This is a genomic window from Nocardia sp. JW2 (assembly GCF_051843015.1).
GTDB lineage: Bacteria > Actinomycetota > Actinomycetes > Mycobacteriales > Mycobacteriaceae > Nocardia > Nocardia coubleae.
In genome coordinates this window covers 93,737-114,289 of the sequence record NZ_JBPXLK010000014.1, presented here as the reverse complement: position 1 = coordinate 114,289, position 20,553 = coordinate 93,737, and the positions used below count along the sequence as shown (strand labels likewise).

21 protein-coding genes and 3 tRNA genes are annotated in these 20,553 nt (G+C 67.4%); 13 read left to right on the top strand and 11 right to left on the bottom strand.

Features of this window, described 5'->3' with window-relative positions:
• Window positions 1–8: 8 nt before the first annotated feature.
• Entirely contained in the window at window positions 9–1,034 is a 1,026-nt protein-coding gene (locus ACSVDM_RS20270) for a stage II sporulation protein M (RefSeq protein ID WP_439267013.1), read from the top strand.
• Window positions 1,035–1,735: 701 nt separating this feature from the next.
• Window positions 1,736–2,374, top strand: a complete 639-nt coding sequence (locus ACSVDM_RS20265; protein WP_439267011.1) for a class I SAM-dependent methyltransferase — start codon at window positions 1,736–1,738, stop codon at window positions 2,372–2,374.
• 57 nt (window positions 2,375–2,431) lie between these two features.
• Here ACSVDM_RS20265 and ACSVDM_RS20260 read toward each other — a convergent pair.
• Window positions 2,432–2,514, bottom strand: a tRNA-Leu gene (locus ACSVDM_RS20260).
• A gap of 218 nt (window positions 2,515–2,732) precedes the next feature.
• Here ACSVDM_RS20260 and ACSVDM_RS20255 point away from each other — a divergent pair.
• The 8 genes from ACSVDM_RS20255 to ACSVDM_RS20220 all read left to right on the top strand — a co-directional run bounded on the left by ACSVDM_RS20255 (window position 2,733) and on the right by ACSVDM_RS20220 (window position 13,036).
• On the top strand, window positions 2,733–4,124 hold the full coding sequence (locus ACSVDM_RS20255) for a DUF3662 and FHA domain-containing protein (RefSeq protein WP_067495183.1): 1,392 nt from the start codon (window positions 2,733–2,735) through the stop codon (window positions 4,122–4,124).
• A 165-nt stretch (window positions 4,125–4,289) separates the two neighbouring features.
• Complete coding sequence (locus tag ACSVDM_RS20250) at window positions 4,290–4,766, top strand: FHA domain-containing protein FhaB/FipA (protein WP_067495180.1); 477 nt, start codon at window positions 4,290–4,292, stop codon at window positions 4,764–4,766.
• A complete protein-coding gene (locus ACSVDM_RS20245) occupies window positions 4,763–6,205 on the top strand; it encodes a PP2C family protein-serine/threonine phosphatase (RefSeq protein ID WP_067495178.1) in 1,443 nt (480 codons plus the stop codon). The genes ACSVDM_RS20250 and ACSVDM_RS20245 overlap by 4 nt, the downstream gene beginning before the upstream one ends.
• Complete coding sequence (locus ACSVDM_RS20240) at window positions 6,205–7,677, top strand: FtsW/RodA/SpoVE family cell cycle protein (RefSeq protein ID WP_067495175.1); 1,473 nt, start codon at window positions 6,205–6,207, stop codon at window positions 7,675–7,677. Before ACSVDM_RS20245 ends, ACSVDM_RS20240 begins: the two co-directional genes overlap by 1 nt.
• Window positions 7,674–9,137 (top strand): peptidoglycan D,D-transpeptidase FtsI family protein, encoded by a 1,464-nt coding sequence (locus ACSVDM_RS20235; protein ID WP_067495172.1) that lies wholly within the window; start codon window positions 7,674–7,676, stop codon window positions 9,135–9,137. Before ACSVDM_RS20240 ends, ACSVDM_RS20235 begins: the two co-directional genes overlap by 4 nt.
• 37 nt (window positions 9,138–9,174) lie before the next feature.
• Complete coding sequence (locus tag ACSVDM_RS20230) at window positions 9,175–10,665, top strand: protein kinase domain-containing protein (protein ID WP_439267007.1); 1,491 nt, start codon at window positions 9,175–9,177, stop codon at window positions 10,663–10,665.
• A complete protein-coding gene (pknB, locus tag ACSVDM_RS20225) occupies window positions 10,662–12,551 on the top strand; it encodes a Stk1 family PASTA domain-containing Ser/Thr kinase (RefSeq protein ID WP_067495166.1) in 1,890 nt (629 codons plus the stop codon). The genes ACSVDM_RS20230 and pknB overlap by 4 nt, the downstream gene beginning before the upstream one ends.
• A gap of 65 nt (window positions 12,552–12,616) precedes the next feature.
• Window positions 12,617–13,036, top strand: a complete 420-nt coding sequence (locus ACSVDM_RS20220; protein WP_067495164.1) for a CBS domain-containing protein — start codon at window positions 12,617–12,619, stop codon at window positions 13,034–13,036.
• A 6-nt stretch (window positions 13,037–13,042) separates the two neighbouring features.
• Here the strand turns inward: ACSVDM_RS20220 and ACSVDM_RS20215 are convergent, their stop codons facing one another.
• From ACSVDM_RS20215 to ACSVDM_RS20205, 3 genes are all read right to left on the bottom strand, one after another.
• Window positions 13,043–13,501 (bottom strand): deaminase, encoded by a 459-nt coding sequence (locus ACSVDM_RS20215; protein ID WP_245655532.1) that lies wholly within the window; start codon window positions 13,499–13,501, stop codon window positions 13,043–13,045.
• Window positions 13,502–13,632: 131 nt separating this feature from the next.
• Window positions 13,633–14,319 (bottom strand): RibD family protein, encoded by a 687-nt coding sequence (locus ACSVDM_RS20210; protein WP_439267005.1) that lies wholly within the window; start codon window positions 14,317–14,319, stop codon window positions 13,633–13,635.
• Window positions 14,320–14,381: 62 nt separating this feature from the next.
• Window positions 14,382–15,044 carry an aminodeoxychorismate/anthranilate synthase component II gene (locus tag ACSVDM_RS20205; RefSeq protein WP_439267003.1) on the bottom strand — a complete coding sequence of 221 codons (663 nt, stop codon included), beginning with the start codon at window positions 15,042–15,044 and terminating at the stop codon, window positions 14,382–14,384.
• 95 nt (window positions 15,045–15,139) lie between these two features.
• Here ACSVDM_RS20205 and crgA point away from each other — a divergent pair, with 95 nt between their 5' ends.
• Window positions 15,140–15,403 carry a cell division protein CrgA gene (gene crgA, locus ACSVDM_RS20200; protein ID WP_067495154.1) on the top strand — a complete coding sequence of 88 codons (264 nt, stop codon included), beginning with the start codon at window positions 15,140–15,142 and terminating at the stop codon, window positions 15,401–15,403.
• 76 nt (window positions 15,404–15,479) lie between these two features.
• A complete protein-coding gene (locus ACSVDM_RS20195; protein ID WP_439267001.1) occupies window positions 15,480–15,938 on the top strand; it encodes a PH domain-containing protein in 459 nt (152 codons plus the stop codon).
• Between the two features lie 68 nt (window positions 15,939–16,006).
• On the opposite strand, the gene ACSVDM_RS20190 is transcribed toward ACSVDM_RS20195, so the two are convergent.
• A complete protein-coding gene (locus tag ACSVDM_RS20190; RefSeq protein WP_439267000.1) occupies window positions 16,007–16,534 on the bottom strand; it encodes a peptidylprolyl isomerase in 528 nt (175 codons plus the stop codon).
• A 99-nt stretch (window positions 16,535–16,633) separates the two neighbouring features.
• Between ACSVDM_RS20190 and ACSVDM_RS20185 the strand changes: the two genes are divergently transcribed.
• The gene (locus tag ACSVDM_RS20185) at window positions 16,634–16,810 is read left to right on the top strand and encodes a hypothetical protein (protein ID WP_166655808.1); all 177 of its coding nucleotides are present in this window, start codon (window positions 16,634–16,636) and stop codon (window positions 16,808–16,810) included.
• Window positions 16,811–16,814: 4 nt separating this feature from the next.
• Here the strand turns inward: ACSVDM_RS20185 and ACSVDM_RS20180 are convergent, their stop codons facing one another.
• The 6 genes from ACSVDM_RS20180 to ACSVDM_RS20155 form a co-directional block, all read right to left on the bottom strand.
• Window positions 16,815–17,657, bottom strand: coding sequence for an ABC transporter permease (locus ACSVDM_RS20180; RefSeq protein ID WP_439267058.1), 843 nt, complete (start codon window positions 17,655–17,657; stop codon window positions 16,815–16,817).
• 8 nt (window positions 17,658–17,665) lie between these two features.
• Complete coding sequence (locus tag ACSVDM_RS20175) at window positions 17,666–18,661, bottom strand: ATP-binding cassette domain-containing protein (protein WP_067978046.1); 996 nt, start codon at window positions 18,659–18,661, stop codon at window positions 17,666–17,668.
• A gap of 570 nt (window positions 18,662–19,231) precedes the next feature.
• Complete coding sequence (locus ACSVDM_RS20170) at window positions 19,232–20,170, bottom strand: acyl-CoA dehydrogenase family protein (protein ID WP_439266998.1); 939 nt, start codon at window positions 20,168–20,170, stop codon at window positions 19,232–19,234.
• 5 nt (window positions 20,171–20,175) lie between these two features.
• Window positions 20,176–20,248: transfer RNA gene (locus ACSVDM_RS20165), tRNA-Ala, on the bottom strand.
• 31 nt (window positions 20,249–20,279) lie between these two features.
• A complete protein-coding gene (locus tag ACSVDM_RS20160) occupies window positions 20,280–20,387 on the bottom strand; it encodes a DLW-39 family protein (protein ID WP_210740150.1) in 108 nt (35 codons plus the stop codon).
• A gap of 29 nt (window positions 20,388–20,416) precedes the next feature.
• Window positions 20,417–20,490: transfer RNA gene (locus ACSVDM_RS20155), tRNA-Ile, on the bottom strand.
• Window positions 20,491–20,553 lie beyond the last annotated feature (63 nt).

Below are 20,553 nucleotides of genomic sequence, written 5' to 3'. Positions count from 1 at the left end.
TTCCCGATATGGACACCGATGCCTACAGCTGGGCGCGTCAACGGTCGTGGTATCGGCTGGATCAGCTGGTCCGTCAGCGCAGGCTCACCGGGGCCGAGGCCGACGAACTGATCGCCCTGTACCGCTCGGCGTCCCAGCAGCTGGCCAAGCTGCAGGGTCATCGGGCCGATCCCGAGGTGCTCGCCGGGCTCAGCGCGCTGCTCGCCCGCGCGCGTGGGCGGGTGCTCGCGGCGCGCGCACAGCCGTGGCGCGAGATGGGCAGATTCTTCACCAGGGGCTTTCCGGCGGCTGTGTACAGAGCGTGGCCGTGGTGGTTGGGGACAACCGCGATCTTCCTGCTCGTCAGCACGGTGATCGCGGTGCTTGTGGACAACTCGGCGGGCGCCCGCGAAGCCCTGGGGATTCCCGAGGGCGATCACTCGATCATCACCGGACCTGGGGGTTCGTTCGAGACCTACTATTCCGAACACCCCAACGACGCCTTCGCCGCCAAGGTGTGGACCCACAATTCCTGGGTCTCGGCCATCGCCTTGTTCACCGGCGTGCTGATCCTCCCGGCTGTGTATGCCCTGTTCATGAACGCGCTGAATCTGGGGATAACCGGTGGATTGATGGCCGACGCCGACCGGCTCGACTCGTTCTTCGGTTTCATCCTTCCGCACGGAACGCTCGAGCTCACGGCGCTGTTCGTGGCGGGCGGCGTCGGCTTGAAGCTCGGCTGGACGCTGGTCGATCCCGGTCGGTCGAGCCGGGCCGTCGCGATGGCCCGGCAGGGCAGGGCGACTGCCACTGTCGCGCTCGGTCTCGTCGCGGTGCTTCTGGTGTGTGGGTTGCTGGAGGGCTTCGTGACGCCGAGCGGCCTGCCCGCGCCCGTGCGCATCGCTCTCGGCTTCCTGGCCGAGGGATTGTTCCTCACCTATGTGTTCGTGGTGGGCCGCCGGGTCGCCGAAGAACAGGACGCCGCTTCCGCGCTGCCCGAGGCCATGCCCGATCCGGCCCTGCGATGGCTGCCGAAGGTTCCCACGCGGGTGTGATCACGCATCTGCACGTGCATTTGTGCGGCAGGCAACTCCGAGCACACCTCGGCTGTGAGCCCACTGGGCAATCGACAGCTACGTGAGGTTACGAGTTGGTGAACTCCCCCGATTTGAGTTCCGCTGGCCGCAGCGAGTCGAGCTCGAGCTGCGGCCAGCGTTGCCGTTAACTGTACACAATCGTTATGCCCATGCAACCCCCAACGCGCAGGTTAGGGGTATCGAGTGCGGGTCTGCGAAGACGTGTGAAGCGCACGCTCTCCACAACTACAGCTAACTCCTGGCGCGTCGTCGGGACGGCAATTGCACACACCGGGAATTCACCTTCGGCAAACCTGGGACCGTCGGTCCCATGCGTTCGAAGGGGCGGTCCAGGGAATATTGCTGCCCATTGCCCACACCCCCGACCGCACCCCGCGCATAGCCGATAACCTGCGACAACGGCAACCGGATTTCGGTTTGCGCGATACTCGGGGCCTTAAAAGAAACCTTAAGTTTGTTTACAAGGCTGCAAACATGATCAACAACTAGCAATCAGGTCGAATCACCTGCCATACAGCTACTTACTGCGCGGCTGACAAGTTGCGCAGGGCCTCCCGAACGGCGCGAGACGGGCAGTGAAACAGCTGGAAGACGGCCGGATTACCGCGCTGTGATCTTCGCCTCACCGACCCGATACGGCGAAGCCCTACGATGACGAGATGACCGGGGTCAAGGACCGTTTGCTCACCATCGTTGCCGGCCAGCTCGGTAATCCGCACGGACCGCTCGGCAAGGTAGTGGCCCTGCTCCTCAATCGGGGGAACAAACGCGCCATCGCGGGTGCCGTCGACGGCGCCGCCCCCGCCGCGGGCGCGGAGGTGGCCGATATCGGTTTCGGTGGCGGCGCGGGCCTGGCGATGCTGCTGGAACGAGTGGGCCCGGACGGCGTGGTGCACGGCATCGAACCCTCGCCCGACATGCTCGCCCGCGCCCGTGGCACCTATGCCATGGAGGTGGCCGAGGACCGGCTCGTGCTCGCCGAGGGCACCCTTGCCGCCCTGCCGCTGCCCGATGCGAGCCTGGACGCGGCGATCACGGTGAACACCGTCTACTTCCTCGACGACCTGCCCGCCGCGTGTGCCGAACTCGACCGGGTGCTCCGGCCCGGCGGTACGGCCGTGATCGGTATCGGCGATCCGGACGGTATGGCCCGGATGCCTTTCACCCCTTATGGATTCACGCTGCGCCCGGTGGCCGAGGTGACGGGCGCGCTGACCGGTGCCGGTTTCACGGTCGAACAGCGCACCCTGCCCGGCCCGCCGTTCCCCTTCCATCTACTTGTCGCGCGCAAGGAGTGAGCGTCGCCGGAAACGACAAAAGGCCCGATCCCGTGGGATCGAGCCTTTTGCTCTCTGTGGGCGAAGGGGGACTTGAACCCCCACGTCCTTACGGACACTGGCACCTGAAGCCAGCGCGTCTGCCATTCCGCCACTCGCCCGAGCGACTCGAAAAATCTAACATGCCCTCCGGCTGAAAATAAAATCGGGTCCCTGACCTGCGGTGATGCGGACGCGTTCGGCTCGGGAACCGGGGCGCCGCGCCGGGAGTTACCTGGTAGGAGGATCGTGGATATCATGCAAGGAACGTGGTCGGGTTCGGACACGCCGTAAAGGGCACTCCGACAGGACGGACACGCGCACCGAAGGGAGGGCTGTGATGGGCATCGTGTCGAGATTCGAACGTCGCTTACAGAGCGCCGTCGGTGACGTGTTCGCGAGGGTGTTCGGCGGCAGCGTCGTTCCCCAGGAGGTAGAGGCCGCGCTGCAGCGCGAAGCCGCAGATCGGATCCAGGAACTGGAGGGCGGGCATCAGCTCGCACCCAACAGTTATGTGATCACGATCAACGAATCAGATTTCGGGAAACTCGACGCAGATCACGACCTGACGACCAAGGCGTTCGCCAAACATCTGCAGGATTACATCCGCGAGCAGGGCTGGCAGACCTACGGCGAAGTGCACGTGGCGTTCGAGGCATCACCTACGCTGCACACCGGAATGTTCAGAGCGAGCGGCCGCGTCGACCCCGACGCCGGTCGCGGGACCGTCCCACCTCGCCCCGGACCGCCACAACGACCCGCACACCCGCAACCAGGAGCTGGCCCCATGACGCACAACTCAGGCTACGAGCCAAGCCGAGAGCCCGCGGAGTCCGATCCACGCAACCGCGGGTACGCACCGCCGCCCGCCGCGCCTGGGGCTCCCTATCCGCCTGCCGACGACTACGGCCGCGGTGGCTACGGCGCGCCCGAGGGCCAGCCCGGCTACGACCCCGCCTACGGCCAGCAGGGCGGCGAGTACCACAACGGGTACGACCAGGCCCCGCAGCCGGGCTACGGTCAGCCCGGGTACGGCCAGCAGGGCTATGCCGAACCCGGTTACGACCAGCAGGGCGGGTACGGCCAGCAGGCCTACAGCCAGCAGGGTGGTTACGGTCAGCCCGGGTACGCCGAGCCGGGCTACGACCAGCAGGGTGGGTACGGCCAGCAGGGTTACGCCGATCCGCAGCAGGCCTACGGCCAGCAGCCCGGATACGGCCAGCAGGGTTACGCCGAACCCGGTTACGACCAGCAGGGCGGCTACGGCCAGAACGGTTACGCCGAGCCCGGCTACGGCCAGTCCTCCGGTTACGGCGCCCAGGCGGCCGGTTACGCCGAGCCCGCTTACGAGGAGCCCGCCGGTTACGGCCAGCAGGGTGGGTACGCCCAGCCGCAAGCCGGTTACGGCCAGCCCGCGGGTGGTTACGGTGCCCCGGCGCAGTCCAGCTACTCGGCCACGCTGCAGCTCGACGACGGCAGCGGCCGCACCTACCAGCTGCGTGAGGGTTCCAACATCATCGGCCGCGGCCAGGACGCGCACTTCCGGCTGCCCGACACCGGTGTGTCGCGCCGCCACATCGAGGTCCGCTGGGACGGCCAGACCGCCATGCTCTCCGACCTGGGTTCCACCAACGGCACGCTGGTCAACGGCTCGCCGGTACAGGACTGGCAGCTCGCCGACGGTGACGTCATCCGGGCCGGACATTCCGAGATCCTGATCAGGATCGTCTGATCCCGTAAGCTGCGCGGTGCAGGTCACGTGTCGACGCCGTCGGCCCTATGATGCTGCCATCACACGCACGGCCCCGACCTCGGGGCCCGCAAGCCAGCACGCTGGTGGGGGTCACTTCGTCCCCTGCCGCACCGACGTACCCGGGCGAACAGGAGGTGGAACGCCGTGCAGGGACTGATCCTGCAATTGACCCGCGCGGGGTTCCTGCTGCTGCTCTGGTTGTTCGTCTGGGCCGTTCTGCGGACCTTGCGCAGCGATATCTACGCGGCATCCGGCATCCGGATACAGCCGAGGGCCGCACGCGGAGCGCGTGGTTCCATCGGTCTGCCATCCCTGAGCCGAGGCCAGAAGGGCGCCAAGTATCTAGTGGTGACTCATGGTTCACTAGCCGGCACTCGGATCACACTCGGCACGCAGCCGGTCCTCATCGGCCGCGCCGACGATTCGACGCTGGTACTCACCGACGACTACGCCTCGACCAGGCACGCGCGACTGTCTCAGCGTGGTGACGACTGGTACGTGGAAGACCTCGGTTCCACCAACGGCACGTATCTCGACCGCGCGAAAGTCACCACCGCCGTCCGTGTTCCGCTCGGCACTCCTGTCCGGGTCGGCAAAACAGTGATCGAGCTGCGATCGTGACACTTGTTCTGCGCTACACCGCGCGAAGCGACCGCGGACTCGTCCGGGGCAACAACGAGGATTCGGTCTACGCGGGCGCTCGCCTGCTAGCCCTCGCCGACGGTATGGGTGGACACGCCGCCGGTGAAGTCGCCTCCCAGTTGATGATCGCCGCGCTGGCGCATCTCGACGACGACGAACCCGGCGAGGACATCCTCGGCAAGCTCGACCGCGCCACCCGTTCCGGCAACGCCGCCATCGCCGACCACGTCGAGGCCGAACCCGAACTCGACGGCATGGGCACCACGCTCACCGCCATCCTGTTCGCGGGCCGCAAGCTCGGCATGGTGCACATCGGCGACTCGCGCGCCTACATGCTGCGCGACGGCGAACTCACCCAGATCACCCGCGACGACACCTTCGTGCAGTCGCTGGTCGACGAGGGTCGTATCACGCCCGAACAGGCGCACACCCACCCGCAGCGATCGCTCATCATGCGCGCCCTCACCGGCAACGAGATCGAGCCGACGCTCATCATGCGTGAAGCCCGCGCCGGTGACCGGTATCTGCTGTGCTCCGACGGACTCTCCGACGTGGTGAGCGACGAGACCATCGGCAACACCATGCGCGAGGGCAATACCGACGAGTGCGCCGACCGGCTCATCGAATTGGCTTTGCGCTCAGGCGGTCCCGACAACGTCACCGTTGTCGTCGCCGATGTGATCGACCTCGACTACGGGCAGAGTCATCCGATCGTCGCCGGTGCCGCCTCCACCGAGGAGGAGGAAGACGCGCCGCCGCCGAACACCGCGGCCGGCCGCGCCGCCGCCATGCGTCCGCCGCGCGCCCAGCCGCGCCGGGCCGCCGCCGCTCCCCCACCGCCCGAGACCAAGTCGCACAAGCTGCGCTGGCTGCTGCTGTCGGTGGCCTTGATCGTGGCCGTCGCGGTGGGACTCGTGGTGGGCTACAAGATGATTCGCAGCAACTACTACGTGGGCGCCGACAACGATCAGGTGGTCGTGATGCGCGGCCTGCCCGGTTCGATCCTCGGCTACGCCATCCACGATGTGGAGCTCACCGCCTGCGTGAACAGCAAGAACGAGATCACGCTGCTCGAGGTCGGCGCCACCGCTCCCAACGGCTGCAAGAAGCTGATGGTCAGCGATCTCAAGCAGACCGGCCGCGATCAGGTGGAGCGCAGCCTGCCGCCGGATTCGCTGGCCCAGGCCCGCGAGAGCATGCGCCGGCTCACCGGCGAGGTCCTCGACCCGTGCCCCAAGAAGGAATCGGTGCCGCAGCCGGGTGTGCTGCCCACCGAGGTTCCCCCTGCCACCCCGGCGCCCGCGCCCGGACCCGGTGACCAGCCCGCCACGGCGACACCGACGCCTGCCCCGACCACTACGCCCGCCCCGACACCTTCCCCGCAGATCTCAGGGGAGAACTGCCGGGTGACGGACTGATGTCCGCACCGGCACCACCGTCGGCGGGGGCTTTCCCGAGTCCCCCAGGCGGATTCGCGCCCGCACCGCCGCCCTCGACGCGGCGGAATCAGGAGCTGTTGCTGCTGGCGGGCGCGGCGGGTATCACGACGGTGTCGTTGTTCATCGTCGAGGCGAGCCAGGAACAGTCGATCACCTGGGACATCGCCAAGTACGGTGTGGCGTTCCTCGCGCTGTTCGGAGTGGCGCACCTGGCGGTTCGCCGGTTCGCGCCGTTCGCCGACCCACTACTGCTACCGATCGTGGCGCTGCTCAACGGTCTCGGTCTCGTCCTGATCCACCGCCTCGACCTCGCCGACGCGCAGCAGGCGGCATACGACTCGAGCCCCATACCGTCCCCGGACGCCAACCAGCAGATCATGTGGACCGGCCTGGGCATCGTCGTGTTCATCAGCCTGCTCATCGTGTTGCGTGACTACCGCACGCTGGCGCGCTACACCTACACACTAGGCCTGGTCGGACTGATCGCGTTGGCGATTCCGGCACTGTTGCCGAGCCGGTTCTCCGAAGTCAACGGCGCCAAGATCTGGATCAAGCTCCCCGGATTCAGTGTGCAGCCGGGCGAATTCGCCAAGATCCTGCTCATCATCTTCTTCGCGGGTGTGCTCGTCGCCCAGCGTGACCTGTTCACCGCCGCGGGCAAGCACTTCCTCGGCATGGAGTTCCCGCGTCCGCGCGACCTCGGTCCGGTGCTGATCGTGTGGGTCGTGTGCATCGGTGTGCTCGTGCTCGAAAAGGATCTCGGCACCTCGCTGCTGATCTTCGGCACGGTGCTGGTGATGCTCTACATCGCGACCGAACGGGTGGGCTGGTTGCTCATCGGCGGCGGCCTGCTCGCGCTCGGCTTCGTGTTCGCCTACCAGCTGTTCGGGCATGTGCGCGTGCGCGTGGATACCTGGCTGCACCCGTTCGACGACTACCACAACACCGGCTACCAGATCTCGCAGTCGCTGTTCGGTTTCGCCACCGGCGGCCTGGCGGGCACGGGTCTGGGCAGCGGGCGTCCGCAGCAGGTTCCGTTCGCCAAGACCGACTTCATCGTCACCACCATCGGTGAGGAACTCGGCCTGATCGGCCTGGCCGCCGTGCTGATGCTGTTCCTGATCTTCATCGTGCGTGGGCTGCGCACCGCGCTCGCCGTGCGCGACAGTTTCGGCAAGCTGCTCGCGGCGGGCCTGTCGTTCACCATCGCCATCCAGATCTTCGTGGTGGTCGGCGGCGTCACCAAGCTGATCCCGCTCACGGGTCTGACCACACCGTTCATCTCCTACGGTGGCTCCTCGCTGCTGGCCAACTACGCGCTGCTCGGGTTGCTGATCAAGATCTCCGACGCCGCCCGCGCGCCCGCGCCGACCCGCAAACGCGCACCGGCGCCGATCGCCGAGGCGTCGACCGAGTTGTTGCGCAGGTCGGAAGGCAGGGCGAGCGCATGAACACTCCACTACGCCGGGTCGCCGTCGCCGTGATGGTGATGGTCGTCGCGCTCCTGGTGAACGCCACCTATCTGCAGGTGGTGAAGGCCGACGACCTGCGGGCCGACCCGCGCAACGTGCGCGTGCTGCTCGACGAGTACTCGCGCCAGCGCGGACAGATCTCCGCGGGCGGCACCGTGCTCGCGGGGTCGGTGGCCACCGACGACCGGTACAAGTACCTGCGCCAATACCCGAGCAGCCCACCGGCTTACGCGCCCGTCACCGGGTTCTACTCGATGCAGTACGGCAAGACCGGGATCGAGCTGGCCGAGGACCCGTTGCTCTCGGGCAACGACTCGAGCCTGTTCGGGCGCAGGCTCGTCGACATGTTCTCCGGTCGCGACCCGCGCGGCGCCAATGTGATCACCACCTTGAACCCGGTGATGCAGCAGGTGGCCTACGACGAGATGACGGCCAAGGGCTACACCGGATCGGTGGTGGCGATCGAGCCGAGCACCGGCAAGATCCTGACGATGGTCTCCACCCCGAGCTACGACCCCAACGAACTGTCGGGCCACGACGGCGCGGCCGGCCGGGCGGCGTGGGACCGGCTCAAGAACGACCCGTCCCAGCCGATGCTCAATCGCGCGGTCTCCCAGACCTATCCGCCCGGTTCCACGTTCAAGGCCGTGGTCACCGCCGCCGCGCTTGCCAACGGCGTGAGCGTGGACGACCAGTTCACCGCCGCCCCCAACATCACCCTGCCCGGCACCAGGACCACGCTGGAGAACTACAACGGCGCCACCTGCGGTGACCAGCCGACCGCCTCGCTCACCGAGGCCTTCCGGCGGTCCTGCAACACCGCGTTCGTCGAGCTGGGGATGAAGGTCGGCGCCGCCGAACTCAAGGACCAGGCCGCGGCCTTCGGGATCGGCCCGCACCGCGGCGTCCCCATCCCGGTCGCCGAGTCGACGGTCGGGCCGATCCCCGACAACGCGGCTCTCGGCCAGAGCAGCATCGGTCAGCGCGATGTCGCGGTGACCCCGCTCGACGTCGCCGTGATCGCCGCCACCATCGCCAACGGCGGCTCCCGGATGCAGCCGTACCTGGTGGACCAGACGCAGGCTCCCGACCTGTCGGAGCTGAGTGTGACCGAACCCTTCTCGGTGGGCCAGGCCGTGAGTCCACAGGTAGCGTCGAGCCTGGTGAACCTGATGATCGCCTCCGAAGCCAACACCGCGGGCGGCGGCCGGTCGCCGTACCAGATTGCGTCCAAGACCGGCACGGCCGAACACGGCAGCAATCCCCGTAACACCCCGCCGCATGCCTGGTATATGGCCTTCGCGCCCGCGCAGAACCCGAAGATCGCCATCGCGGTGATCGTCGAGAACGGCGGCGACCGGGCGCTGGCGGCGACCGGCGGCTCGGTGGCCGCACCGATCGCCAGGTCGGTACTGGACGCAGGCCTGGCAGGGGGCTGAACGAAATGAGTGTGCGAGTGACAACACGGGGGCCCCGATGCTGAACAACGGCGCCATGATCGCCGACCGCTACCGCCTGCAGCGGCTCATCGCCACCGGCGGTATGGGTCAGGTGTGGGAAGCGATGGACACCCGGCTCGACCGCCGGGTGGCGGTCAAGGTCCTCAAGACCGAGTTCTCCGCCGACCCGACGTTCCGTCAGCGGTTCCGGGTCGAGGCACGCACCACCGCGCAGCTCAACGCGCCGGGGATCGCGGGCATCTACGACTACGGCGAGACCACCGACCCGTCCGGCGGCGAAACCGCCTACCTGGTGATGGAGCTGGTGCAGGGCGAACCCCTCAACGCCGTGCTCAACCGCATGGGCAGGCTCTCGGTGATCCAGGGCCTCGACATGCTCGAGCAGACCGGACGCGCGCTCGAGGTGGCCCACGCCGCGGGTGTGGTGCACCGCGATGTGAAGCCGGGCAACATCCTGGTGACGCCGACCGGTCAGGTGAAGATCACCGACTTCGGCATCGCCAAGGCCGTCGACGCCTCGCCGGTGACCAAGACCGGCATGGTGATGGGCACCGCCCAGTACATCGCGCCCGAACAGGCCGTCGGCGAGGATGCCACCGCCGCCTCCGACGTGTACTCCCTCGGTGTGGTCGGGTACGAGGCGCTGGCAGGCGCGCGCCCGTTCACCGGTGAGGGCGCGATCACCGTCGCCATGAAGCACGTGCGCGACGCGCCGCCGCCGCTGCCCGCCGATCTGCCCGCCAATGTGCACGAGCTGATCGCGATCACCATGGCCAAGGATCCGGCGCAGCGCTACCGCAGCGGTGGCGAGTTCGCCGATGCCGTGGCCGCCGTGCGCGCCGGGCACATGCCGCCCGTGCCCGGTGGTGCCGCCGCGTCGATGACCGGGGCGACCCGCGTGCTGCCCCCCGGCCCCACCACCGTGATCCCGGCCGCCGACTACGACGGCGCGACCATGCGTTTCGGCAATCAGCCGCCGACCGGCGGATACGCGGGCCCGGCCACGCAGGCCGCCGCGCCCGCCGCCGTCGCCGCGACCAACGATGCCAAGAACAACCAGAAATGGCTGATCGCGCTCGGTGTCGGCGCGCTGCTGCTCGGCGGTGGCGTGATCTGGCTGCTGTTCGGCGGCGAACCCAACCGCGACACCGGCCCGACCACAACCACCGTGCAAACCACCGCGCCGGTTGCCCCGCCGGTGACGACCACCCGTCCGCTGCCGCCGCCGGTCACCTCCGAGGAACCCGCGCCGACGCAACCCGACCGCCCGACGACGACCACGCCGGAACCGACGACGACCACGGAACCGCCGACCACCACGCCGGAACCGACCACGACCAAACCGGAACCGACGACCACCGTCCCCAAGACGACCAAACCCGCGCCGACCACCACGAAACCGGCGGCGGCGACCACCACCCGGGACAAGCCGCGTATCCCCACCCTCGATCTACCATTTCCGAATGAGGACAACAACGCCGTAGGCCCGAACATAGGACAGCAATGACCACCCCGAAGAATCTCTCCTCGCGGTACGAGCTGGGCGAGATCATCGGGTTCGGCGGCATGTCGGAGGTGCACAAGGCCCGCGACGTGCGCCTCTCGCGCGACGTCGCGATCAAGGTGCTGCGCGCCGACCTGGCCCGCGACCCAACGTTCTACCTGCGCTTCAAGCGCGAGGCGCAGAACGCGGCCGCGCTGAACCACCCGGCCATCGTCGCCGTCTACGACACCGGCGAGGCCACCGTCGACGACGGGCCGCTGCCCTACATCGTCATGGAATACGTCGAGGGCGACACCCTGCGCGACATCGTGCGCGGCAAGGGTCCGCTGGCGCCGCGCAAGGCGATGGAGATCGTCGCCGATGTCTGCGCCGCACTCGACTTCAGCCACAAGGCGGGCATCGTCCACCGGGACATGAAGCCCGCCAACATCATGATCAACCGCGCGGGCGCGGTGAAGGTGATGGACTTCGGCATCGCGCGCGCGATCGCCGACAGCTCCAACCCGATGACCCAGACCGCCGCCGTGATCGGTACGGCGCAATACCTTTCCCCCGAGCAGGCGCGCGGCGAGACCGTCGACGCGCGCTCGGACGTGTACTCGGTCGGCTGTGTGCTGTTCGAGATCCTCACCGGCCAGCCACCTTTCACCGGTGATTCGCCGGTCGCGGTCGCCTATCAGCATGTGAAGGAAGACCCGCCGCTGCCGTCGTCGGTGAATCCGGCGGTCCCGCGCGAGCTCGATTCGGTGATCCTCAAGGCGATGGCCAAGAACCCGGCCAACCGCTACCAGACCGCCGCGGAGATGCGCGCCGATCTGATTCGCGTGCTCGGCGGGCAGAAGCCGAGCGCGCCGATGGTGATGAACGACGAGGACTACGCCGGCTACGACGAGCCGGCGCCGCGCCGGTTCCACGACCGCGACGACACCTCCGAACACCCCGCCGTCGGCCCACCCGCCGAGCAGGGCAATCGCACCGGTTTGATCGCGCTCGGCGTCGCCGCGGCGCTCGCCGTCGCGTTCGGCATGTTCTGGGTGCTGATCGGTCCGGGCAGCAAGCCCGACCAGGTCGCGGTGCCCGACCTGTCCGGCAAGACCGCGCAGCAGGCCGAATCCGAGCTCGTCAAGGCCGGTTTCAGCGTGGCCGTGCAGCAGAAACCGGACGGCAAGGTCGCGCCGGGCAATGTGATCGCCACCCAGCCGCTCGGCGGGTCGCGCATCGACGAGGGCAGCACCGTCACCCTGCAGGTGTCGACCGGACCCGCGCAGGTCGCGGTGCCGCGCATCCTCGGGATGACCCAGGCCGAGGCCGAGCAGGCGCTGAATTCGACCGGGCTGCAGATGGATCCGAACGTGCAGCGGCGCGCCTCCAGCGTCGCCGACACCGACCGGGTGATCGGGCAGGAACCGACCGCGGGCGTGCGCATCGACATCGAGCAGCCGATCGTCATCGTCATCGGCAGCGGGCCCGAACAGGTCCGGGTACCCGACGTGGTCGGCCAGGACATCTCCGTCGCCGAACCGAACCTCACCGTGAGTGCCGGGTTCAAGGTGGAGGTCAAGGAGGTGCTCTCGCCCCAACCGAAGGGCCAGGTGCTCTCCACCAGCCCGGCGGGCGGCAGCAACGCGGAGAAGGGATCGACCATCACCGTGCAGGTGTCCCTCGGCGACCGCATCACCGTTCCTGACCTGACCGGGCTCACCCCCACCCAGGCCCAGGAGAAGTTGCGCGCACAGGGCTGGACCGGTCAGCTCAGCCAGACGACGGTCATCACTCTCGACGGCAGCGCCTCGGGCAAGGTCGTCGGGCAGAATCCGCCTGCGGGCACCTCGGTGACGATGAGTGGAAATGTGATCCTGCAGGTAGGCGCCTCACCCATTCCACGGTGACGCCCACGGGCCTAGACTTGGGCTAGCTCCATCCCACCCAGCACTGCTGAACGAGGAGGTAGCCCATGACCACAGCCAGGGACATCATGAAGCCCGGCGCTCAGTGGATCACCCGCGACGACACCGTGGCCACGGCCGCGGCGGCGATGGCCGATCTCGGTGTCGGCTCGCTCGTCGTCGCCGACGACAACGAACGCATGTGCGGCATCATCACCGACCGCGACATCGTCGTGAAGTGCATCGCGCGCGGCCTGTCGCCGGAACTGACGACCGCGGCCGAACTGTGCGAGGCGACGCCGCGCTGGATCAGCGCGGACGCCGATGTGGAAGACGTGCTCGACCAGATGGAAGACCATCGGGTGAAGCGGATGCCGGTGATCGAGAACAAGCGGCTGGTCGGCATGATCAGCGAGGCCGATCTGGCTCGCCACCTGGACGACAATCAGCTCGGCGAGTTCGTCACCGCCATCTACGGGCGGCCCTGACTCCCGTCAGCTCAGGTCGAGGTGATCGTTCATCGACCTGGCCGCCTCGGCCAGGTCGGTGAGTTCGACGACCTCAACCCCGTTGGTGCGGAGTTTGTCCACACCCTCGCAGGCCGCGACGAACAGGCTCGGTTCGCGCCAGGCGATGACCACCCTGGGGATACCCGCCGCCAGGATGCGGTCGGTGCAGGGCAGCCGGGTCGCGGTGGCGCGCGTCGAGCAGGGTTCGAGCGTGCTGTAGATCGTCGCGCGGGCCAGGCGGGGGTCGTCGGCGTCGAGTTTGTTCAGCGCCGATTCCTCGGCGTGCACCTTTTCGTCGGTCTCGCGTGAGTAGCCGGTGGAGATCTCCACACCGTCGACGACGATGACGGCGCCCACCGAGTAGGCCGTCGAACTGGGCGGACACTGCCGGGCCAGTTCGATGGCCCTGTGCATGAAGCGGTGATCGAGGCTGTCTGTGTGCACGTTTTCCCCTGGGTTCGAAAGTTATCCACAGCCTGTGGCAGTTGTGGAGCCGGTCATGTTCAGGTTGTGCAGTACGCCGGTGAATGAACTGTGAACAGCGGCATTTCCCCAGGTCGGCACCGGGAATTCAGTCACAGGGCCGGTGGGTGAATCGGCTCCGTCGGCGCGCCGACCAGGTAGTTCACAACAGCGACATCCCCAAGTTGTTCCACACCCGTCAAGTGGAGTCGACGCTGCGGTCCACCTGGGAACAGGGCCGGGCCGACGAAGCGGGGCGCGGCCGCGTCACCGACCAGGATCGGCGCGATCGCCAAGCGGATCTCGTCGACCAGGTCGGCTGCGAGGAAACCTGTGTGCATCCCGGTGCCGCCTTCCACCATCAGCCTGTGGATTCCGCGCGCGGTGAGGTCGTCGAGCAGGGCGGCCAGGTCGAGCCGGTCACCCAGGCACACGACCTCGGCCGTGTCGGCGAGTCGATCACCGAGCCGGACCGCGCCCGCCGTGGTGGTGTAGACGATCTTCGCGCCTCCGGTGTGCCAGAAGCGCAGCGCCGGATCCAGCTCGCCCGATGCGGTGACGGTGATCTTCACGGGATACTCCGGGCGCCCCGACGCGACGCGTGTTGCCCGCCGCTCGGCGCTGTTGACCAGCAACCGTGGATTGTCGATCCGTAAAGTGCCCGCACCGATCAGGATCGCGTCGGACTCGGCGCGCAAACGATCGACCTCGTCGAAGTCGGCGCTGTTGGACAGCAGCAGCCGCTGCGCGCTGGCGTCATCGATGTAGCCGTCGAGACTGGTCGCCACGGACAACAGCACTCGCGGGCGTCTCGGCGGGGCGGCGCTCCCGTCGCCTCCGCCGGATGCCGCGGGCACCTCGCTCACGGGGTCACCAGCGCGGCGACCTCCGCCTCGAGCGCCGACACCAGCGCCTCGGCCGGGCGTTCGCCGCAGACCTCGAGCCAGTTGGCCAGCATCCGGTGCCCGCCCTGGGTGAGCACCGACTCCGGGTGGAACTGCACGCCGTGGATCGGCAGGCTGCGGTGCCGCATGGCCATCACGATGCCGCTCTCGGTGTGGCCGACCACTTCCAGCTCCGCGGGCATGGTCTCCGGGAGCACGGTGAGCGAGTGGTAGCGGGTGGCGGTGAAGGGGTCGGGCAGACCGGCCAACACGCCCGAGCCGAGGTGGTACACCGAACTGGTCTTGCCGTGCAGCAGTTCCGGCGCCCGGTCGACGGTGCCGCCGAACGCCTCGCCGATGGCCTGGTGTCCGAGACACACGCCGAGCAACGGCTTCTCGTACTTGGCGGCGGCGTGCACCAGCGGAATGCTCGCGCCCGCCCGGTCGGGGCTGCCCGGCCCGGGGCTCACCAGCACGCCGTCGAAAGCGCCGCCTTCGTCGCCACGGGTGAGCAGGGTGTCGAGGTCGGCCAGGCGCGGGTCGTCGTTTCGCCATACGACGGCGTCGGCACCCAGCTGGCCGAGGTATTGCACCAGGTTGAACACGAAGCTGTCGTAGTTGTCGACGACCAGAACACGCATGCAACGAGGGTACGTGCCCGGCCGGTAGGTCGTCGCATCCATTACCTGGTGGGATAGCCTAGGAGACGACCAGTACCGGAGAATACGAGGACGTCATGCCCAAGTCCAAGGTCCGTAAGAAGGCCGATTACACCCCGAGCCCTGCCAGCCGTACCCCGGTGAAGGTCAAAGCGGGTCCGTCGCCTGTCTGGTACGTCGCGATCATGCTCGGCTTCATGCTGGCCGGCCTGCTCTGGCTGCTCGTGTACTACCTGGCTGCCGAGAAGATCAGCTGGATGAACGACCTGAACGCCTGGAACTTCCTGATCGGTTTCGGCCTGATGGTCATCGGGCTCATCATGACCATGCGGTGGCGCTGAACTACACCGTTGTCATTCATGCACACCTGTGGATGAAGCTGTGGACAACTCGAGGATCAATGGGGGAACAAGCCGCGTGAACGCAGGTCGACCCGCCGCCAGCTTGTCCTGGACCACGCCGACCGCCGCCCTGGTCGCGGTGACCGGCGGTGGCCTCCTGCTGACCGTAGCGGCCGTTCTCGCCCAGGACGGCCCTTCGCGGCTCTTCCTCGGCGTCGCCGCCGTCGCGGTGCTGGCCATGGCCGTGCTCGCGCTGCGTCAGCGCCCCCGGCTCACCATGGTTCCCGGTTCCCCGCCGCGCCTGATCGTCGGCACTCTCACCGGCCGCGACGAGTACCCCCTCGACCACATCGACCGGATCCGTGTGACCTCCTACCGGCGCATCGGCCGTAAGAACACCATGCTCGAGGTCGACGTCCGCCACAACGACACCGAGCGCCTGCTGATCTTCGGCCGCTGGGACCTGGGCGCCAACCCCGCCGACGTCTTCGACGCCCTGGTCGTCAACGGCTTCGCGAAGGTCGCCACCGACTGACGTTGTTTCACGTGAAGCAAAGAACTCCCCGCCGCGAATATCGCGACGGGGAGTTCTGTTTTCCAGATTCAGTCGATTTTCACCGAGGAGATGACGACCGGTTCGGTCGGGCGATCGTTGCGGTCGGTCTCCACCGCCGCGATCGCATCGACCACCTTGCGTGAATCCGGGTCGACCACCTCGCCGAAAATCGTGTGCTTGCGGTTCAGGTGCGGTTGCGGGCCGACGGTGATGAAGAACTGCGACCCGTTGGTGCCCGGTCCCGCATTGGCCATGGCCAGCAGGTATCCGCGATCGAAGCGCAGCTCGGGATGGAACTCGTCGCCGAATTCGTATCCCGGACCGCCGCGGCCGGTACCGGTCGGGTCGCCACCCTGGATCATGAATCCCCGCATCACCCGGTGGAAGACGGCGCCGTCGTAGAACGGGCCAGCTTCCGTGCCACCCGCGTTCGGGGTGGTGTACGGCGCGCTGCCGTCGGCGAGGCCGACGAAATTGCGCACCGTCTTGGGCGCGTGGTTACCGAAAAGCGCGATCTTGATCTCGCCGTGGTTGGTGTGCAGCGTCGCCACGGCCGTCTGATGGGGTGAGGTCACGCAGCAATGGTGCCACGCGGTCACCGCGCTGCCGGGCACCTGGTGGAGCGTGGTTTTCGTGTTTGTGCCGTCGGCGGCGTTCTATGCCACAGTGGTCGCATGAAGCTTCGTAACCCGCTCATCGCCTCCCTCGCGATCGCCGGTGCGGGCGCGCTGGCCTGGATCGCCCGCAGCAAGCGCCCCCAGCTGCCCGAACCCGCCGCCGAACCGCCGCGTCTCGGCTACTCCCGCAATGGCTCCGCGCCGGCCCCCGTCGCGGAGACCGGCGCGAGCTGAACCCTCAGCGGCTCACGGACTTCTTGTACTGCACCTGAGCCAGCGGCACGAAGATCAGCAGGATCAGCACGATCCAGATCAGCGACGTGGCCACCGGGTGCTGCATCGACCAGGCCTCCGAGGTGGGCGCCAGCGGGCTGGTGTTGCCGAACAACTGACGCACCGACTCGGTGACGGCCGACATCGGATTCCACTCGGCGAACACGCGCAGCGGGCCGGGCAGGTCGTTGATCGGCACGAAGGCGTTGGACAGGAACGTCAGCGGGAAGATCACCATGAAGCTGGCGTTGTTGAACACCTCCGGCGCCCGTACGAGCAAGCCGACCACGGCCATCATCCACGACAGCGCGTAGGCGAACAGCAGCATCAGCAGGTACGCGAGCACCGCGTCGAGAATCGACCCTCGAATACGCCAGCCGACGATCAACCCGGTCAGCGACATGACCACCAGGCTGACCAGGTTGATCACCACATCGCTGATCGTGCGCCCGAACAGCACCGCCGAGGGCGCCATCGGCAGCGACCGGAACCGGTCGATGATGCCCTTCTGCATGTCTTCGGCCAGGCCGGCGCCGGTGAACGAGGCACCGAACACCACGGTCTGGACGAAGATGCCCGCGATCAGGAATTCGCGGTAGCCGCCTTCCAGCCCCGGCACCTTGATCGCCGAGCCGAACACGTAGGCGAACATCAGCACGAACATGATCGGCGACATGGTCGTGAAGATCAGCACGTCGGGCACGCGCTTGATCTTGATGACATTTCGCTTGGCGATCGTGAGACTGTCGCTGACCACCATCGACAACCGCTGCGCCAGATCTGGCTCGGTCACCGGCGTCTTGTCCATCGTGACGCTCATCGGCTCTGTCCTTCCTTGACGCCTGCCTTCTCGGCATCCCCGGCGACGAGTTCTTCGGCCTCGTGCCCGGTGAGGGTGAGGAATACGTCGTCCAGCGAGGGCCTGCGCAGCGCGACGTCGTTGATCTGAACCTTGTGCTCGGTGAGCCTGCCGATGGCGGTGACCAGGTCCTGGGAACCGTCGGCCACGGGCACGGTGATCTTGCGCAGACCCGGTTCGATGTGGATTTCGCCGTCGGCCAGGCCGCTGAGCACCTGTTTGGCGTCGGTGAGCTGGTCGGCGGTGGCGACGGTGAGTTCGATGCGGTCGCCACCGACGAGTGCCTTGAGTTCGTCGGCGGTGCCGCGGGCGATGACGGTGCCGCGGTCGATCACCGCGATGGAATCGGCCAGGCGGTCGGCCTCCTCCATGTACTGGGTGGTGAGCAGCAGGGTGGTGCCGCCGGAGACGAGTTCCTCGATCACGTCCCACAGATCCAGGCGGGCACGTGGGTCGAGGCCGGTGGTCGGCTCGTCGAGGAACAGCACCGGCGGGTTGGCGACCAGCGCGCCCGCGAGGTCCAGGCGCCTGCGCATGCCGCCGGAGTAGCCCTTCACCGGGCGGTCGGCGGCGTCGGTGAGCCGGAAGCGTTCGAGCAGCTCGCGGGCCCGTTCCTTACTGCGCTGCGTGCCGAGGTGATAGAGCCTGCCGACCATTTCGAGGTTCTCGAAGCCGGTCAGATATTCGTCGACGGCGGCGTACTGGCCCGACGCGCCGATGCGCGAGCGCAGTGCCTGCGGATTGTTGATGACATCGACCCCGGCGACGGTGGCGCGGCCTTCGTCGGGAACGAGCAGAGTGGTGAGTACACGGACAGTCGTGGTCTTTCCCGCGCCGTTCGGGCCGAGAAGTGCGGTGACGGTGCCTTCGGGGACGGAGAGATCCAGCCCGTCCAGTGCGGTGAGCTGTCCGTACCGTTTGACCAGACCCTCGGCGACGATTGCGTCGGGCATGATTCTCCTGATGTCGTAGTTCGCGAACCCTTGATGGCCTCAGTATTGCCCCACCCACCGACAAGTCGCATCCTCATTTCGGGTGGTTCGCGATGTCAGATGTACAAATCTGTTCGACATGCCGAGTGCATGCGACACGCGGCGAATCGGACTGATTTTTCGGCGATGCGGCTGCGCTCCGGCCCGGACTCCGGGTGGCCGCACATCGCCGCCGACGAGAACATGTTCAGCGCGCGCGAGGCGTAAAACCTTGCGTACCAGCGACTTCGGGCGTTCGTAAGAGGTTTGTGATGTGTCACAACCCTGCGGCGACCGCTCTGCCGCTGCGGCCGACACCCCCATGACGGGCCGCGACACGAAAAATTCTCGGAAACTGATCCGTTGCGCGTACACGATTTCCGCGTGGATCGCGTAGGATCGTTCACGTCGGCCCCTCCCCCCCGGGCCGACCCTACGCGGGCCTCGGCTAACTCCCCCCCTTCGCCGAGGCCCGCTCCCCATTTTCCGGCAAGGTGCAGTTCCATCGCCCGACAGCCGGGTTCAGGCCACGCGACGCGGCCACGAGAACAGCTAGTGATCCTCGTGGCCCGCAGGCGCTCCAGCCCCCTGTTCGGCCACTGTGCGCCAGGCGGTAGCCAGCCGGGCCGCACGGACCTTCCCGGCGACCCCGAGCAGTGGCGCGTCCCGCTCCCAGCGCTGCCGGATCTCCTGATCCACCCGGTCCCAGTACGGTTCGAGTTCGGTGAGCAGCGCGGTGCAGCGATCGAAGACGCCGGCGAGCGCGATGTGCACGCCCGCAGACGCGGCGGGTTCGGTGCTGAGGCCACGCACGGCCGCAAACAGCGCCAGCAGGGCCGTGAGCGCGTCGGCGGGCCATTGTGCTTGCCGGGCCACCCGCACGAGCTGACCGAGCACAGCGGCAAGCACGTGCAGGTCTTCGACGGTGCGGAACGGCTTCAGGTAGTCGGCGTACCCGTCACCGGGCAGCGTTTCTCCCGGCGCGTCCGTGAAAGTGACGGTGGCGTGCGGGATCTCCGGTGCGAACGGCAACGGCGGCAGCGGAGTCACCACCGCCTGCGGTCCGGCCGCGACGAGCACCGCACGCAGCTGCGGCTTGCCGTCGGAATGTGTACCCGCACGGGCGATCACGAGGAACCTGGTGGCGAAGGTACCGAGGGTGGCGAACGATTTGGTGCCGGTCACCATGCCGTCGCCGGTGACGCTCGTCGTCATGGCCGAGGGCCGCGCTCCCGTGGCCTCGGTAGCGCACATCGAACTCAACTCGTCGGGGGCCAGCGTGGGCACCAGCGCGTGCAGCGCTTCCTGATACCCACCGAGGAACGCGGAACCCAATGCGACACTGTCGAATCCGGCGACAGCGGCGCGGTCGACAGAATTGGTGAGATCCGCGCAGCGAGCGCGGTGACGTGCCCAGTCCGCCGCGAAATCCGCCGAATCGGCGGCACCGGGGGCGGCGGTGAGCAGGAAATCGAAAACCGAGGAATTCACAGAAGTGGAGCCTAGGGGAATCGAACCCCTAACCCCTGCCTTGCAAAGGCAGTGCTCTGCCAATTGAGCTAAGGCCCCTTACCGGTGGTGTACCGGCTGGCAACCCGAATCAGCGGGTGGTGACCTCACGCCAGAGATCGGCTTCGTCGCGCTTGCGGAATTTGGTGATACCGATGAGAACCGCGATCACAACACCGACCGTGAGGACAATCTTCATGATTCCCACCCTACTGTGATGTTCGGGAGTGGGCCTAGGAGGACTTGAACCTCCGACCTCTTCGTTATCAGCGAAGCGCTCTAACCGCCTGAGCTATAGGCCCGAACTCGATTCCGATCCCCTGCCGGAGCAGTGAACCGCAACGAGACACGAGGTTACCTTACCC

Excerpts from the sequence above, each read along its gene's own strand:
- ACSVDM_RS20265 (WP_439267011.1), top strand. The coding sequence starts at position 1,736 with ATGACCGGGGTCAAGGACCGTTTGCTCACCATCGTTGCCGGCCAGCTC.
- ACSVDM_RS20235 (WP_067495172.1), top strand. The coding sequence starts at position 7,674 with ATGAACACTCCACTACGCCGGGTCGCCGTCGCCGTGATGGTGATGGTC.
- ACSVDM_RS20160 (WP_210740150.1), bottom strand. The coding sequence starts at position 20,387 with ATGAAGATTGTCCTCACGGTCGGTGTTGTGATCGCGGTTCTCATCGGT.
- ACSVDM_RS20220 (WP_067495164.1), top strand. The coding sequence starts at position 12,617 with ATGACCACAGCCAGGGACATCATGAAGCCCGGCGCTCAGTGGATCACC.
- crgA (WP_067495154.1), top strand. The coding sequence starts at position 15,140 with ATGCCCAAGTCCAAGGTCCGTAAGAAGGCCGATTACACCCCGAGCCCT.
- ACSVDM_RS20240 (WP_067495175.1), top strand. The coding sequence starts at position 6,205 with ATGTCCGCACCGGCACCACCGTCGGCGGGGGCTTTCCCGAGTCCCCCA.
- ACSVDM_RS20185 (WP_166655808.1), top strand. The coding sequence starts at position 16,634 with ATGAAGCTTCGTAACCCGCTCATCGCCTCCCTCGCGATCGCCGGTGCG.
- ACSVDM_RS20205 (WP_439267003.1), bottom strand. The coding sequence starts at position 15,044 with ATGCGTGTTCTGGTCGTCGACAACTACGACAGCTTCGTGTTCAACCTG.
- ACSVDM_RS20270 (WP_439267013.1), top strand. The coding sequence starts at position 9 with ATGGACACCGATGCCTACAGCTGGGCGCGTCAACGGTCGTGGTATCGG.
- ACSVDM_RS20230 (WP_439267007.1), top strand. The coding sequence starts at position 9,175 with ATGCTGAACAACGGCGCCATGATCGCCGACCGCTACCGCCTGCAGCGG.
- ACSVDM_RS20255 (WP_067495183.1), top strand. The coding sequence starts at position 2,733 with ATGGGCATCGTGTCGAGATTCGAACGTCGCTTACAGAGCGCCGTCGGT.
- ACSVDM_RS20175 (WP_067978046.1), bottom strand. The coding sequence starts at position 18,661 with ATGCCCGACGCAATCGTCGCCGAGGGTCTGGTCAAACGGTACGGACAG.
- ACSVDM_RS20180 (WP_439267058.1), bottom strand. The coding sequence starts at position 17,657 with ATGGACAAGACGCCGGTGACCGAGCCAGATCTGGCGCAGCGGTTGTCG.
- pknB (WP_067495166.1), top strand. The coding sequence starts at position 10,662 with ATGACCACCCCGAAGAATCTCTCCTCGCGGTACGAGCTGGGCGAGATC.